Annotated in this window: 5 protein-coding genes; 4 read left to right on the forward strand and 1 reads right to left on the reverse strand. The window is 71.1% G+C overall.

The window, feature by feature from the left end; translation table 11 throughout:
* Positions 1 to 18: 18 nt before the first annotated feature.
* Positions 19 to 6,336 carry a protein kinase gene (locus ACGH7X_RS32790; RefSeq protein ID WP_399892163.1) on the reverse strand — a complete coding sequence of 2,106 codons (6,318 nt, stop codon included), beginning with the start codon at positions 6,334 to 6,336 and terminating at the stop codon, positions 19 to 21.
* Between the two features lie 240 nt (positions 6,337 to 6,576).
* On the opposite strand from ACGH7X_RS32790, the gene ACGH7X_RS32795 reads away from it, so the two are divergent.
* From ACGH7X_RS32795 to ACGH7X_RS32810, 4 genes are all read left to right on the forward strand, one after another.
* Positions 6,577 to 10,203 (forward strand): sigma-70 family RNA polymerase sigma factor, encoded by a 3,627-nt coding sequence (locus ACGH7X_RS32795; protein WP_399892166.1) that lies wholly within the window; start codon positions 6,577 to 6,579, stop codon positions 10,201 to 10,203.
* Between the two features lie 65 nt (positions 10,204 to 10,268).
* Positions 10,269 to 13,406: a helicase-related protein gene (locus ACGH7X_RS32800; RefSeq protein ID WP_399892169.1), complete on the forward strand. Its 3,138-nt coding sequence runs from the start codon at positions 10,269 to 10,271 to the stop codon at positions 13,404 to 13,406.
* On the forward strand, positions 13,403 to 15,265 hold the full coding sequence (gene drmB / locus ACGH7X_RS32805; protein ID WP_399892172.1) for a DrmB family protein: 1,863 nt from the start codon (positions 13,403 to 13,405) through the stop codon (positions 15,263 to 15,265). Before ACGH7X_RS32800 ends, drmB begins: the two co-directional genes overlap by 4 nt.
* Positions 15,262 to 16,347, forward strand: a complete 1,086-nt coding sequence (locus tag ACGH7X_RS32810) for a DNA helicase (protein WP_399892175.1) — start codon at positions 15,262 to 15,264, stop codon at positions 16,345 to 16,347. Before drmB ends, ACGH7X_RS32810 begins: the two co-directional genes overlap by 4 nt.
* The last annotated feature ends 20 nt before the right edge of the window (positions 16,348 to 16,367 follow it).

A 16,367-nucleotide genomic window follows, 5' to 3' on the forward strand; every position in this document is an offset into this window, starting at 1 on the left:
AAAGGCCTAGGCAAGCGGTCAGTTGGTCGTGGGGGAGCCGAAGCAGTCGGCGTAGGACTCGGCGAGCGCGTCCCAGTCGTCGCCGGGGCGGAAGCGGACGTACTCCCAGCCGGCGTCGAGGAGGCGTTCCCCTGCGTCCTCGTCGCGCAGGGCGGTCTGCTCCGTGTCGGGCAGGTCGACGAAGACGGCCAGGCGCATGCCCGGCTGCCGGTAGACGTAGTCGGGCGCGGCGTTGGCCTCGGTGAGGAAGGCGGCCGTCTCCGTCGGCAGGTTCAGGCCCTTGGCCTTCACCCAGCCCAGGAAGTCGCCCGCACCCGCCAGCTCCGCCGCTGCCGCGTCCTCCACGGGGGTCGGCTCAGTGGCCTGGGCGATCAGCCGCCGATACTGCTCCGACCGGGACTCCCCGCGGGCTTCCCTCGTCGCCGTCGCCGACGCGAAGCGGACCAGGAGGGCGGCCACCGTGTGGCGGTTGATCCGGGCGTGGTCCAGCTGGTTGCCGTACGTCAGCAGGCACTCGTAGCAGCCCAGCGCGCAGGCGCGGTCGCCGCGGTGGGTCTCGTCGCCCTCGTCGGTGCCGTCGGCGGCGAAGTGGCAGATCTCCAGGGCGCGGCGGGCCGCCTTGGCCACCGCGTCGGTCTCCGCCTGGAGGCGACGCAGTACGCCCGCGCCGCCCTCCGCGGCCTCCATGAACAGCATGCGGCGGCGCGGACCGTCGTCCGGCGGGAGGAGCTCGGCGGTCAGCTCGGCGTCCTCCAGCTCGAACGCCGCCTCGATACCCCGCTCCATCGCGTACATCAGCGTCAGCGCGATCGGCTCGGGCAGCGCCTCGTCGAGGGTGACGACGAGGATGTTGCGGCGGTCCTCCACGAACGGGATGACCCGCTTCTTGCGGCGCCGCTCGTTGCCGTCGGCGTCGATGACGGGGAGCTCGCTGGAGTCGCCGGAGGCCTCGGAGGCGTCCTTGTCGTTCATCCAGCGGCCGTCGGCCAGGTCGAGCCAGTAGCCCGGCGGCTCGTCCTTCTTGGCGCGGACCCGGCCGGTGTTGGTGATGCGGACGGTCGCGGAGTCGCCGTACGAGACCTCGGCGAGCCGGCCGCCCGCCGCGTCGTCGACCGTCGCGTTCAGGCGGCCCCTGCGGGCGCCGTGGTCGTGGAAGCGGTACGACGTCTCCAGCTTGAAGCCGGCGCGGCGCCGCTCCTCCTCGTCGGACGAGATCCGCTCGCGACGGGTGGTGTACACCGTGTGGAGGTGCAGGAGGCCGTACGTCGCCGAGCTCAGCGGCTCGTCGCAGAAGCCGCAGCGGTCCTCACGCTCCTTCGGGTCGTGGTGGTAGCCGCAGTGGGCGCAGCGGCGGGCCTCGCCCGTCGTCAGCTCGCCGGAGGAGTCCGGGGGCAGCTGGATGCGGGTCACCTGGTAGCGGGCGCCCTCGTGGTAAATCAGGGAGCCGGGACCGAACTCGCGGATGGCGAGGAAGCGGGGCCGCTGGAGGTAGTCCCCGTCTCCGCGGCGGCGGCCGATCGTCGGGATGTACGCGGCCAGCGGCAGGCGCGGGAAGCTGTAGCCGGGCAGGAAGCCCTCAGAGGCCAGGTAGCGGTACGGGTTGAAGTCCGACAACACCGACTTGCTGTCGACGCTCTCGTTCATCAGCAGGTTGAGCTGCGTTTCGGCCTCGCGGCGGCGGGCGTTGGCGCGGATGCGGTCGCCCTCGGTGAGGCTGTAGTCCAGGCGGCGCTTGTTCTGGACGTACTGGTCGTCCAGGGCGGCACGGAACAGGCTGCGCCAGCGGTCGAAGGCGCGGTCGAAACGCTCCGGGACCGTGCGCACCTTGTCCTGGATCCAGTCGTCGTGCCACCAGGTGGTGTCGACGAAGTCGGGGAGGAGCGGTCCGAGGACGCACAGGGCCGCGTCGACCGTGCGGCGCTGGGCGCCGTCGTCGTACGAGGCCGCCTGGATGTCGGGGAGCAGGTCCAGGGCGGGGTTGGGGCGGTCGCCGGTGTCCGGATGGGAGACGTCCAGGACGTCGGGGATGGCGCGGCCCAGGCGCAGGCCGGCCTCGGCGATCCAGATGCCCTGGAGGTGGGAGAGGACCAGGTCCTCGTTGGCGAGGTCCAGGCGGGGCGGGGCGACCGCGCCCGCGACCATGCGGTGGGAGCGACGGAAGTAGTACTGGTCGTGGCTGTTGCCCGTCGCGCAGTACGTCGTCACCAGTGCCGGCTGGCCGCTGCGGCCCGCGCGGCCCGAGCGCTGGGCGTAGTTGGCGGGTGTGGGCGGGACGTTGCGCATCATCACCGCGTTCAACGAGGAGATGTCGACGCCCAGCTCCATCGTGGGGGAGCAGTACAGGAGCTTCAGCTCCGCCTTGCGGAAGGCCTCCTCGCGCTTCTCGCGGTCCGCCGGTGCGACCTGCGCGGTGTGCTCGCGGGCGAACAGGCCGGACAGTGCGTCGGCGGTCTCCCGGTACAGCTTGAGGAAGAAGGTGTTGATGCGGGGGCCGTCGCCGCTCTGGTAGGTGCGGGTGAGGGGGTCGTGCGCGCCCGACTCGCCCCTGCCGGCCCGCCAGACGAGAGACTGGGCAGCCACCCGGTATCCCGTCGTCGTCGGGCCGGACGCACGGCGGTAGCGGCCGGGACGCTGCGGGGCGGTCTCGACCTCCTTGACCAGGCCCGCCTTGGCGAGGACGGTCAGCAACTGGGCGATGATCAGCTGGAGGTCGTCCTGGTCCAGCTCCGCGAAGGAGCTGTCCGCGCGCTTCAGGTACTTGCCGTACTTGCCGCGAGCCGACAGGAACAGGCTGGACCGGTCGGCGCCCGGTCGGGACGGGTGCGGGTAGGCCGTGCCGATCCGCGGCTTGTCTCCGGCGGAGAGGACCCAGGGGTCCACCAGCCGTTCCTCTGTGGCGCGTTGCAGCGACTCGAAGGTGTCGTCGCGGAAGTAGGACACGTCGATCGCCAGGGAGCGGCGCATCTCGTCCAGCAGCGCCTTGACGACCTCGGCGCGGAGCGCGGGGTCGGCGTCCCGCAGCGCCGGGTGGGTGGTTTCCCAGCGGTCCTGCTTGCCGGCCACCCAGTGCAGGTCCTCGTAGTCGATCTCCAGCAGGCCGGTCTGCTCCAGGTTGGGCATGGTGATGCGCCAACCCCGCTCCAGGTCCAGGTAGAGCCGGAAGGCGATCACGTCGCGCAGTGTGCGGGCCGCGTTGCGGGCCAGGCCGGGGGCGAGGTCGGCGTCGCCGGTGTATTCGCCGGGGGCGAGGGCCAGAGCGTTCGTCACCGCCGAGGCAAGCTCCTCGTGGTGCACGCCGTCCTCGCCCGCGTCCAGGGCCGCCCGGTACAGCGCCCCGCGCAACTGGGTGATCTGGACGAAGTCGTTGAAGTGGCCGGCCTGGAGAGAGGCGTCCTGCCGGTTGTCGACGAAGGTGAGGAGCTTGCGCGCCTCCTTGTCCAGGGCCTCCTCGGGCACCGACTTCAGCGAGCGCACGATGGACGCCGAGACGAGAGAGGTCGCCGACGAGCGGCCCTCCTGGTCCAGCGTGGCGAGCTTGGCGAAGTCCTTGCCGCGCGTCTGCTCGTACGCCACCCCGCAGTGCAGGCAGAAGAGGAAGGGGGACGGGACGAACGCGGCCTTGAGGTCGCCCTGGCCTCCCTGGCCCTCCTGTCCGTACGGGTCGACGGTGACCGCGCGCGGTACCCGGTCGCGGTAGGTCCGCTTGACGACTTCCTGGCCCCGGTCGTCCAACTCCAGCCACGACTCGGGCAGCCGGCGGTCGTCGACGGCGTACTGGACGTTCGACGGCCACTCCCGCTCGTGGTCGACGTAGAGGTATCCGTCGCCCTGCCGGCCGCCGGTCGCCGACGTGTCACGGCGGGCCTCGTAGCGGACCTCGCCGTCCTTCTCGGTGCGCCACACCGTCAGATACTCCTGGCCGCACTCGCGGCAGAAGGCCAACGGCATCAGCAACTTACCGCCGCTGCCCGGCTGTTCGAGCTGGTAGGAACGGGTGAGATGCCGGGAGAGCTTGTCCTCCAGCGTGACGTACACCGTGTCGCCCTTGGACAGGAACTGGTGCAGCCGGAACGCGAACAGCGGGCGCTCGGTCACCGGGTGGAGGGCCTGTGAACCGGCCTCAAGGGTCGCGCGGATGGCGGCGACGCAGTCCGTCTCGGGGACGCCCGACCGCTCGCTCAGCTCCTTCGCCGCGACCTCGATCTTCGCCGGCCGCTGCCGGACCAGGCGACCCGACTCCTCGTCCTCGACCAGTCCGAAGCGGCTCTCGATCCAGCGGGCCAACGGGTCGCGTACGAGGTCGTCGTAGGCGCGCGGGGCGGCGGGGGAGGTCAGGCGCTCCGCGGGTACGGCATCGGGTGTCTCGTCGGTCGCGCGGACCAGGGTCTCGCCGATGACGTGCTGGGGGCGCACCTTCGTGCCGAACAGGGTGCTCGCCACCTCGGCGACCACGTCGCGCTGGTCGTCCAGCGTGCCTTCGGTCGACATGGTGGCCGAGGTGCCGATGCACTGCAGGTCCGCGGCCTGGCAGGCCTCGCGGACTCGGCGGATGAGCAGGGCCACGTCGGCGCCCTGGCGGCCGCGGTAGGTGTGGAGTTCGTCGAAGACCAGGAACTCCAGGCCCCGCGCCATCCGGATCAGGCTCGCCCGGTCGGCGGGGCGAGTCAGCATCAGCTCCAGCATCACGTAGTTGGTGAGCAGGATGTCCGGCGGGTTGTCGCGGATCTCCCGGCGCTTCTCGTCGTCCTCCTGGCCCGTGTAGCGGGCGAAGGTGACCGGCTCCTTGCCGGCGCCGTAGCCGTCGCGCAGGTACTTCTCCAACTCGCGCAGCTGACTGTTGGCGAGCGCGTTCATGGGATAGACGATGATCGCCCGTACGCGCTTGGTGGCGTCGGGGCCTTCCTGGTCGCGCTCACGCAGCACCCTGTCGACGATCGGCACGATGTACGCGAGCGACTTGCCGGAGCCGGTCCCGGTTGTCAGGACGTACGAGGCCTTCGAGGCGGCGGCGTCGATGGCGTTGCGCTGGTGGCGGTGGAGGGTGAGCGGGCGGCCGTCGCAGACGGTGCCGCCCTCGGTCTTCTTCGCCTGGAAGATGCGGGCGCACTCGGCGTGCAGCACCTTCTGCTGGGCAAGTTCGACCACGGTGCCGCCGCCCTGGAAGAACGGGTTGAGCGACAGCCACGGGTCCGGCCACTGCGACTTGGCGTCGAGGTCCTTCTCGACGTAGTCCGCGATGCGGTCGTCGCGGATGACGGTGCCGCCCTCGGTGAAGGAGCGGTAGTCCTTGATGAGCGCCCGGTGCACGCCGAAGACGTCCATGACGGCGCCCGGGGCGGACCCCGTCTGCGGGACGACCTCCTCCGGAGCGGCCGGAGACGCCGGCGCCGGTGCGGCATTCCGCAGCGGGCCCGTCGGATCCAGCGCACCCCAGTGCGGAATGAGGTCTTCGGCGCCGGACAGGGCGAGCGGGACGAGCGCGTCCCGGACGGTCACCGCGTCGGCGGGACGCTCCGCCGGGTCCTTGGCCAGCAGGCGTTCCACGAGGCGGGCCAGCTCCACGGGAACCTCGCTGCGGATCACCCGGACGGGAGCGGGTTGCTGGTTGACGTGCCGGTCGGCGAGCTCGTACGCGGACTCGCTGGTGAACGGCGGAACTCCGACGAGCATCTCGTAGAGCACGCAGCCCAGCGCGTAGAGGTCGGCGGCCTGGGTGACCTGCTTGGCCAGGCACTGCTCGGGGGCCATGTAGCGCGCGGTGCCCACACTGACGCCCGTGCTGGTCAGCCGGGTCTGGTCCGGATCGTCGACGATGCTGCCCATGCCGAAGTCGAGGACCTTGACCGTGCCGCCCTGGGTAAGCATCACGTTGGCGGGCTTCAGGTCGCGGTGCACGATTCCCGCGGCGTGGGCGGTGGCGAGGCCGGCGGCGACCTGCGCGCCGATGGCGGCGGCCCAGGAGACGGGCAGCTGCGGTTCCTCCTCGACGAGGTCGCGCAGGGTCTCCCCGTTCAGGAACTCCATGGCCAGGTAGGGCAGGCCACCGGGAGCGGTGGAGTCCTCGTCGATGCCGCCGGCCACGAGACGGGTGAGGTTCGGATGCAGCAGCCGGCGCATGATCCGCACCTCGCGGTTGAACCGCTGCACGGCCTTCGCGTCGCCGCCGGTGTCGATCTGCGTGCCGGTGCGGCGGCGCAGGATGGTCTTGACGGCGACGCTGCGCCCCGATGACCCCTCCGGGGCCTGGAGGTCCTCCGCCTGATGGACCTCCCCCATGTTGCCCCTGCCGATGACGCGCCCGACGCGGAACCTGCCGTCGACCAGCCCGTGGCTCACTGCCGCTCCCTATGTCTAGTCCCGCGCAGACGGACGACTCCGCCCGCGGGAAGCCCCCTGGCCCGCTGCCGCACGCACGTCCCTCACGGGCCTTGTCGGTCGTCGTGGTCATGGTGGCAGAGGAACGGTGCGGCGAGCGTCACCGTACACGAAACGCGGAAATGTTGATAGCTATACGCCTGTTGACATCATCAACATGCCATTTTAACGTTCTCTGTGAAATACCTTGGGGGTGGCGGAATGGTGCTGCGAACGGCGGGTGAGACGGGCTCCCCCGGCATGAAGGCCGTGCTGGGTGAGTTGCTGGCCGGGCTGCGACAGGCGGCTGTGCAGGGCGTTGTTCCGGAGGTCGCCTTCCTGGAGGGCGTGCGTGCGCTCTCGCTCGGTGAGGGGGAGCGCGAACGGCTGCGTACCGAGCTGGCCCGGCTGGGTCTGCCCGTGCGGGACATGTCTCTGCACACAAAGAGCGACAAGCGGAATGGTGAAAAGGTTGCACCGAACTGTGAGGAAAATGTGTTCCCACGGCTTCGGTCTGTTCGGAATCTGCTAGCGCGATACGCGGACGCGGACGGCCGCGTCACCATGTCCGCGGTGGAGGGCGTGGCCCGGCTGGCCGGGCTCACCGCGAGGGAGACCGCGGTGCTGTGCGCGGAGGCACCGGTGCGCGGCCGTGACCTGCACAGTGAGGGGACGGACGCTGCCGACGGGTCGGAGAGCGCCGCTGCCGGTCCACGGTCCTCCCAGGAAGCGGAATCCGCCCGGGACGATCTTTCCGGGGCCTTGGAGGCCGGTTCGGAGCACGAAGACCTGGACCCGGAACTCACGCCGGACCTGCCGCGCGGAGACCTCGCCGACGCCGTGTCCGCCGCGCACGCCGTGCTGGACCGGGACCGGCGTGAACGGCGTCCCGGCGCTCGCCTGCTGGACGCGCAGGCAGAGGTCGGCCTCGCCGTACTGCTGAGGGGCGGGCCGGACCGGATTGCCGAGGAGCCGACCGACGACGACCTGAAGGCGCTGGCGCCGGAGGATCTCAGGATCCGCGCCCGTGACTGTCTGGTCGTACACAACCAGCGCCTCGTGCACTCCCTGGTCCGGCCCCATCTGGAACAGGGACTCGACTACGACGACCTGCTCCAGCACGGCTTCCTGGGCCTGCTCAGGGCGGCGCGCAAGTTCGACGCAACCAAGGGCTTCAAGTTCTCGACCTACGCCACCTGGTGGATCCGTCAGGCCATCACCCGAGCCATCGCCGACGAGGGTGCGTTGATCCGCATCCCGGTCCACATGCACGAGCAGATGCGCAAGGTGGCCCGGGCGGAACGGAACCTGGCAGGCCAGGGCCGGCCGGCGACCGATGCGGACGTGGCGGTGGCGTGCGACCTGACCCTGCAGAAGGTGGAGGAGATCCGGCGCCTCACTCGCCGAACGGACTCCCTCGACCGCGTCATCGGCGACGGTGCGACCCTGGCGGACTTCGTGGGGCGTACGCACACGGTGCCCTCCGTGGAGCAGCAGGTGATGGGAGACCAGTACACGCGGGACGTGCTGGGCGTGGTGGACACGTTCACCGAACGGGAGGCGCGCATCCTCGTGCGACGCCTCGGGCTCGACGGGGACGACCCCCTGACGCTGGACGAACTCGGACGCGAGTACGGCGTCACACGGGAGCGTATCCGGCAGATCGGGAGCAAGGCGCGCAAGGCGTTGCTGCAGCGCCTGCGCCAGGCGGGCCTCGTCGGCGGGGACGCCGTGTCCGAGGCGGCCGAGCGCAGGGCTGAGGAGGCGGCCGAGGCCGAGCGCCTGGCCCGTTTCGCACGTGCCACCCGTTCGGCCCGGACCGCACGTGCCCGACTCGCCCTGCGCAAGGTCAGGGCGGAGCGACTGGCGCGAGCTGCTGCCGAGGAGCGGCGCCAGGATGACGAGACTGCGGCGCGGACGGGCACGACGGAGGAGCGCGAAGAGGACGGCGGTGCGCCGATCGACGCTGCGGTGCCGGAGATTCACGGTGCGGTGGCGGAAGACAGCGCACGAGGTGAGACCGCGGGCGACACTGCGGAGACGGGCGACGCCGAGGCGTCGGACTTGGTCGTCGCCGACTGGGAACAGGCATGTCGGCTGGCGCAGGCGCCCGTTGACCAGATCTCGTGGCTCGCGAACTACGCACGAGTGGCTGTCGGGGACGAGGGCCTCGTCGAATTGCTCGGGCAGCCGGCCGCCGAGACCGTGACGCGGTACGCCGGGGACGGCGCACCTCTCCCGCGTCCGGTGCTGACGGCGCTGGAGGTGCTCCGCCGTGTCTTCGACGCCGTGGCGGTGGCAGGGCAGCACCCGGAGGACTTCTTCGACCGTCCTGCTGAGGCGCTCCGTGGGGCGGCGCCCCGGACGTACCTGGCGGACAGCCCGTTGGTGAGCGGCGAGTCGCGACTGGCGGTGCGCGACGCTCTTCGGGAGTTTCTCGCCGCCGCCGCCGCTCCGCCGCCCGCGGAGCCGGAGGCCTTGACGGAAGGCCGAGGTGCGGAGCCCTCGGCGGAGGACCGCGGCGCGGAGCCGTCGACCGAAGGCCGGGATTCCGAGCAGAAGACGGAAGGACGGCGTGCGGAGCAGGAGTCGAGGACACCGGGCACGGAGCGCCCGGTCGGGCAACCGCAGACCACCGCCGACTGGGACATGGCCCGGATGCTGCCGCAGCCGCCTCTCGGCGGGGGAGTGGCCTGGCTCGCCGAGTACGCCTTGTTGGCCTTGGGGCACCTGCAACTTTCCGTGCTGCTCGGCCCGTCCGTCACGGATTCCGTGGTGCGGGCCGCACGGCAGCGGGGAGTGCTCGACCGCCCCGTGGTCGAAGGCCTCGAAGTGCTCAAGGAAGTCCTCGACACCGTCAAGCGGTGGGAACTCCGACCTGAGCACTTCTTCGAGTGGCCTGCCAACGCGTTGGCAGGCGTGACACCCCGGGCGTACCTGGCTACGAAGCCCTTGGTGCGTGCCGTGTCCCGCCTCGCCGTCCGTGACGCCCTGCGGGAGTTCGTCGCGGCACGTCCCGGAACCGGGTCTGTGCTCGGGCGCAGTCCGGACAAGACGAGTGAGTCGCCCGCACAGGCGCCCGCCGACGCCGAGGAGCCACTCGCCTCGGCGGAGATCCGGCACCAGGCCGGACTTGCCCAGTTGGCACAGGAACACGAACGCCGACTGGGCGAGGTGCGCATCGCCGCCGACGAGCGGGTCGCGGCCGTCCGGGCGGACGCCGAGCGACGGCTCGACGCGCTCGAGGAGGAACTGCTGCACCGCGCGGACCGGGCCCTGGACCGACGCGAGGCGTATGTCCGGCGCCTGGCCGAGGACCGCATCGCGCACCTCAAGGAGCAACACCGCGAGTCGCATGAGGCATTGCTGCGCAGGGCCGAACGAGCCGAGGAAGCCGCGCGGGGGGCGGCTGGCAGAGACCAGCGGGCAGACGAGCTGCAGCATCGACTGCGCGAGTACCGGGAGGGTGCCGAGGCCCGCATCCGGGACCTTGAGGCACGGCTCAGGAAGACGGAGGAAGAGTCTGCCGAGCGGGAACGAGCCGCGGCGTCGTCCCGGCAGGAGTACCGCCAGGGTGTGCAGGTACGGGTCACGGAGATGGAGACGCGGCTGCGGGAGGCGGAGACGGCCCTCGCACAGCGGGACCTGTTCCTCGCCGCGGCCCGCAAAAGCGCGGAAGACATCGAGCAGCAGGCGGCGCAGCGCATCGCACAGAACGAGCACAATGCCTGGCTCCGTATCACCGATCTTCAGGACCAGCTCAGCACCGTCCAGGCAGAGCTGGCCGCCGCACAGGAGGCGGCCGCCCAGAGTCGCGCGTCGCTCCGGGACCGCTGGCGTCGGTCATGAATCGCGCGTCCGCCACCCCCGTCCGTTCATTCGAGCACTGCACAGCCCCGACCACCAGGAACACCATGGATCCCCGACAGGAACTCGTCTCCTACCTCCGACGGCAACTCGTCGGTCCGGCCGACGGCGAACACGAGACGCTCGACGCGCCGCCCGACCGGCAGTACCTCATGGGCACCCTCTACCCGAAAGAGGCCGACCTGCAGCGGCAGTTGGACGTCGCGGCCGAGGAGCTGGAGGGCGCAGGCACCGAGGGCCGCGCCGAAGACACCGCTCCCTCCACCGACCCGGTTCCGGAGTCCAACTCGTGGCTGCCGTCCTCCCTCGGTTTCAGCTTCTACACCGACGCGGAGAGCGTGGAGGTCGAGTGCTCGGCCGCCCGCTACGAGACCCGCGCCCGCACCGGCGAGCGCGGCCGGAACTGGCAGCGGATTCCGCTGCCCGCCGAGACCCACCGGCTGACCCCGGAACAGGACAGGGTCACGGTCCTGGACGGGCGTGCCGAACTCCGTGTCCGGCGACGAGCCTTTGGCACCGGCCGACTCGTCACCGTCGCACTGGTCAACGCCGCCGACCACGAACCCGACCTCGGCACGGCCGCCCAGTGGGACCGGATGCTGTTCCAGGTTGAGTTGAGGGCTGGACCGGTGGACGGACGGGTGCTCCAGTACCCCAGCGTCCGCCTTGCCAGCCGCGACCTGGAGGAGCAGGAACTCCGCCTCCAGTACCGGCACGTTCGTACGCACGCCGTCGGCCACGGGTGCGCGGTCGAGGAGCGGTACGACGACGCCGGCGAGCAGGTGATCGAGCTGAGCGCCGCTGTCATGCCGGAGGCCGAAGTCACCGGCGTACGGGCCGCGGGACTCAGAGGGTTGCCGGTGCTCGATCTCCTCCACCTCTCCGATCCGGACGTCCCGGTCGATCAGCTTCGGGAAGAGCTGGCAGAGTTCGCCGCGGACTACCGGGCGTGGTACGTCGGGCAGCTCGACACGAACGTTCCCGCCTGGGGCCGCGATGCGGCCGACCGCGTCCTCGACCGCATCGGCACCGCCGTCACCCGTATCGAGGCCGGCGTCCGCACCCTCTGCGACCCGCGCCGCCCCGAACTGCTGCACGCCTTCCGCGCCGCCAACCGCGCGATGGCCCTGCAGATGCGTCACTCCGCATCCGACCTCGCGGGCACCCGGCGCTCGCCCCGGGAGGCCGTACCGCCCGATCCCGAGCCGCACCCCGGCGCCACCTGGTACCCTTTCCAGCTGGCGTTCTTCCTGCTCGCCATGGACGGCACGGCCGACCCGAGGCACGCGGACCGCGCCGTGACGGACCTGATCTGGTTCCCGACCGGCGGTGGCAAGACCGAGGCGTACCTGCTGCTGGCGGCCTTCGCGATGGTGCTGCGGCGGGGCGAACCGGACGGCGGAGGCACGGCAGTACTCAGCCGATACACCCTGAGCCTGCTCACCACTCAGCAGTTTCAGCGCGCCGCCACCACCGTCTGCGCCCTGGAGACGCTGCGTCGCGCAGACCCTCGGGCATACGGCGCGGAGCCGTTCTCCATCGGCCTGTGGGTGGGCGAGACCACCACCCCGAACACGTACGACAAGGCGCGCACCGCCTTCGAGAGCGCCCGTCAGGCCGCCCAGCCCGACGACGTCTTCATCCTCGACCGCTGCCCGTGGTGCGGCACCCGCATCCTGCCCGCCCACAAGTCGCCGGACATGGGTGACTACGGCGTGCGCGCCACGGCCGACTCCTTCGCCTTCTTCTGCCCGAGACAGGAGTGCGTCTTCCACGACGAACTGCCCGTCGCCGTCGTGGACGAACACCTCTACGACCGCCCGCCCACGTTCGTCCTCGGAACCGTGGACAAGTTCGCGCGGCTCGCCTGGGAACCGCGCGCGGGAGCGCTGTTCGGCGCGGGCGGTGCGAGGGGTGCGCGGAATCTGCCGCCGTCTCTCGTCATCCAGGACGAGTTGCACCTGCTCACCGGCCCGCTCGGTACCACCGTCGGTCTGTACGAATCGGCGGTTCTCGGGCTGTGCGCCGGACCGGACGGCATCGGCCCCAAGGTCGTGGCGTCCACAGCGACCATCCGCCGCTCCGGGGAGCAGGTCCGCGCGCTGTACGGCGGGGACGTCCAGCTCTTCCCACCGGCCGGACTCGACGCCCGCCACTCCTACTTCGCCGAGCCCGACTCCTCCAAAGCCGGCCGCCGCTGCCTCGGCGTCATGGCCCAGGGCCACACGGCCGGCCGCGCAGCCGTGGCCACCGCGGCCGCCCTGCTTCAGGGCGCATGGGAACTGCCCGAGGAACACAGGGACGCCTACTGGACCCTGGTCGCCTACCACCACAGCCTGCGCGAGCTCGGCCGTACGGTCACGGCCGCGGCCGACGACATCCCCGCCCAGCTCGCCGGACTCGACACGGGCAGGGGAGTACGGGCACTGGTGGACCACCAGGTGCAGGAACTGACCAGCAACCTTCCACGCGCCGAACAGCCGGTCCTGCTCGACCGGTTGGAGAAGGACTGGGGCGATCCGCAGTCGGTGTCCTTCCTGCCCTGCACGAACATGCTGTCCGTCGGCGTCGACGTCAAGCGGCTCGCGCTGATGCTGATGCAGGGGCAGCCCAAGACGACCGCGGAGTACATCCAGGCCACCAGCCGGGTCGGCCGGCACACCGTTCCCGGACTCGTTGTCACGTTCTTCAACGCCACCCGGCCCAGGGACCGTTCGCACTACGAGACCTTCGACGTGTACCACCGGTCCCTGTACCGGCACGTCGAACCGACCAGCGTCACCCCCTGGTCCGTGCCCTCCCGGCGGCGCGCCCTGCATGCCGCGCTCGTCGTCCTCGTACGGCACCGGCTCGGTCTCGCCGCCGAGAATCAGGCCGGACACGTTCTGGACCACCTTGCTGAAGTGGAGTCGCTCGCCGACGAGTTGGCCGTGCGGGCCGAGGCCGCCGAACCGACCGTCGGTGAGGCGGTCCGCAAGGAACTCGAGGGTCTGATCGCCGACTGGGAGGATGCGGCGCGCGAGGCCCGCAAAAGCGGCCGCGAGCTGTACTACCGCAGTCAGGGCAAGGGCCAGTCCAACCTGATCAAGAGCTTCGAACAGAACTACGGCTTGTGGGAGACACCGAACTCCATGCGCAACGTGGACCGGGAATGCCAGGTGACGGTGAAGGGAGCCGACCTGTGAGCCGCACACTTCGGGTACGCCAGTCCCAGACGGTGGTGCCGTTCGGCGTCGGTGCCGTCTTCGACATCCAGGGCGAGTCCTTCGTCGCCACCGGCATCGGGGACTGGCCCCCCAGGGGCAGGCAGAAGCTGGAGTCCCCGCGTCTCGCCTCCCGGCTGGGCGTGTCCGGCTTCTACGCCGCCCCGGCAACCGCCAACGACCGCTACGACCTTCCCGACGCACCCGGGGCGCCGTACATCCGCTTCCCGTCCTGGCTGTTCTGCGGCTCGTGCCGCCGGATGAAGCGTTGGCGGATCGCCGACGAGAAGCCCGGGCAGCCGCCGCGCTGTCTGTCGTGTTCACCGGCGCGGACTCTGGCGCCCATGCGGTTCGTGCAGATCTGCCAGGCCGGGCACCTCAGCGACGTCGACTGGTGGTTCTGGGCCCACTCGCGGCGCGACTCCGGCGAACGGCGGCGCTGCGAGGAGCGCGACAGACTGCGCTTCCTGGTCTCCGAACGGGCCTCCGGCCTCGAGGCACTCTCCGTCGTCTGCACCGCCAAGGGCTGCGGTGCGGCGCGGGACCTTCTCGACATCCTCGGCACGCACGGCATGCGCTGCTCGGGCCGCAACCCGTGGCAGCGGGTCAACGAGCGAGTGGACTGCCCCAGACCCGTGCAGATCGTGCAGCGCACGGCCGGCAATCTGTACTACCCGATCGTCCACTCCGCCCTCGACATCCCCGAGACCGACGTCCCGGCCGGCCACGGGGACGAGGCCCTCGCGGCCAAAGTGCGGGAACACGACCTGTGGGTGTCGCTGTGCCGGGTGGCCGCCACGCCGCGCGCCGCGGTGTTCCGGACGATGATCCAGGAGGACACCGGCGCCGACGACGCCCTGCTGGACGCGCTCATCGAAGAGGAGACGGGACAGCCCCTGCCCGCCCCGGACGCGTCGTCGTCCGATGCGCCGACCGAGCCCGCCCGCCCCGACCTCAGCCGCGAGGAATGGGCCGCCTTCACCGCGCCCACCCCGCCCGCCACCCGGGACTTCGCGCTGCGTGAGACCACTCTGGGGTCGGCCGACGAGACCGTCGATCCGTGGGCCGCCCTCAACCGCCGTTTCGGCAGGGTCGTCCTGGCCGACCGGCTCCGCGAGGTGCGCGCCCTGTCCGGCTTCAGCCGGGTCTCCCCGGACGCCCCCGTCGTACCGGCCGACACCACCCGCCGCCTGAAGTGGCTGCCTGCCGTGGAGGTGTTCGGCGAGGGCGTCTTCCTCACCCTGGACCGGGCCGAACTCGCGAGGTGGGAGGCGGACACGGACGTACTCAGGCGTGTCACCGGTATGCGGGCCGACCTGGACCGCTCCTTCCAACGGGACCGCCTGGAGGCGGTCACCGGCCCCGAGCTCGCCCCACGCTTCGTCCTCCTCCACACGCTCGCGCACCTGCTGATCCGCCAGCTCTCCTTCGAGTCCGGATACACCACCGCAAGCCTGCGCGAGCGGATCTACGCCCGCCCCGAACAGGACCAGTACGGCATCCTCGTCTACACCGCGGCGGGTGATGCCGAAGGCACCCTCGGTGGACTCGTCCGGCAGGGAGAGCCCTCGCGGCTCGCGGAGACACTTCTGCGCATGACGGAGTCCGCCGCCTGGTGCTCGGCCGACCCGCTCTGCGCCGAGCACACCGGCCAGGGCTTCGGCAACCTCAACCGTGCGGCCTGCCACGCCTGCGCCCTGCTGCCCGAAACCAGCTGCGAGACCGGCAACACCCTTCTGGACCGTGCCCTCGTCGTCGGTGGCGAGCACGTGCCGGGCTACCTGGAATCCATCGTGACCGCCGCACGCGCCGCCGCAGCCGACGCACTGGAGCAGACATGACCCTCGGCTACCTGGACCTCACCCCGGAACAGCGCACCAGCCTCGACGAGCTGCCCTTCGACGGCAGTCATCTGGTCAGCGGCCCGCCGGGCAGCGGCAAGAGCCTGCTGGCGGCCCAGCGAGCCGTCATGCTCGCCCTCACCGGGACTCCGGTCGCGCTGCTCACCCGCTCCAACCTGCTGCGCCAGTCGCTGGCCGCCACGGTCCACGTGCTGGGCCCCGCCGACCGCAGTGTGCGCGTCACCACCGCGCACCGCTGGCTCGCCGAGTGGTACGGCGACGGGGCCCCGCGCAGTGAGGACGGCTGGTACGACTGGAACGCGCTGTTCGACCGGGCCGCCGACACCGGCCCGGTCCCCGGGCTCACCCTGGTCGTCGACGAGGGGCAGGACCTGCCGCCCGAGTTCTACCTGCTGTGCCGGATGCTCGGGGCCCGTACGACCGTGTTCGCGGACGAGTGCCAACGTCTCACCGACACCAACTCCACCCTCGCCGAGATCTCCCGCAACCTCGGGCGTTGCAGCCTCCACGAACTCGGCGGCAACCATCGCAACACGCAGCAGATCGCATCCTTCGCCGCCAACTTCCACACGGGCGCCGGTGCGCCGGCTCTGCCCGAGCGGCAGGGACCGTCGCCGCGTCTGCACCGGTTCCCCGAGCGTGGCGCCGCCGACCTGCTCGCGCTGCTGGCGGAGCGGCACCCGAGGGACACCATCGGCGTGATCGTGGGGTCCAAGCACACCCAGTTCTCGCTGCTCGGCAGCCTGTCCCGTCGGGCGCCACGACTGAAGCCGCAGTTGTACACGTCCGAGGCGAAAGGCGGCCAGTACCGCAACCTCGACCTCGGCCGCCCGGGGATAGTCATCGTCCACCGCGCCAGCGCGAAGGGGCTCGGCTTCGACACGGTCGTCATCCCCGACACCCACACGGACACGGCCGGTGATCCCTCCTCCGCCGCCCTGCGCATGACGTACTACGTCCTGGCGACCAGAGCCCGGCGGGAGCTTCACCTCGGTTATGAGGGCGAATCGGAACCACCGCTGATGTCCCAGGTGGGCAGGGGCGAGTTGCTGCGCGGCTGACGGAGCGGGCGGGGCGTAGC

This window comes from Streptomyces sp. BBFR51, from assembly GCF_044591655.1.
Taxonomy (GTDB): domain Bacteria; phylum Actinomycetota; class Actinomycetes; order Streptomycetales; family Streptomycetaceae; genus Streptomyces.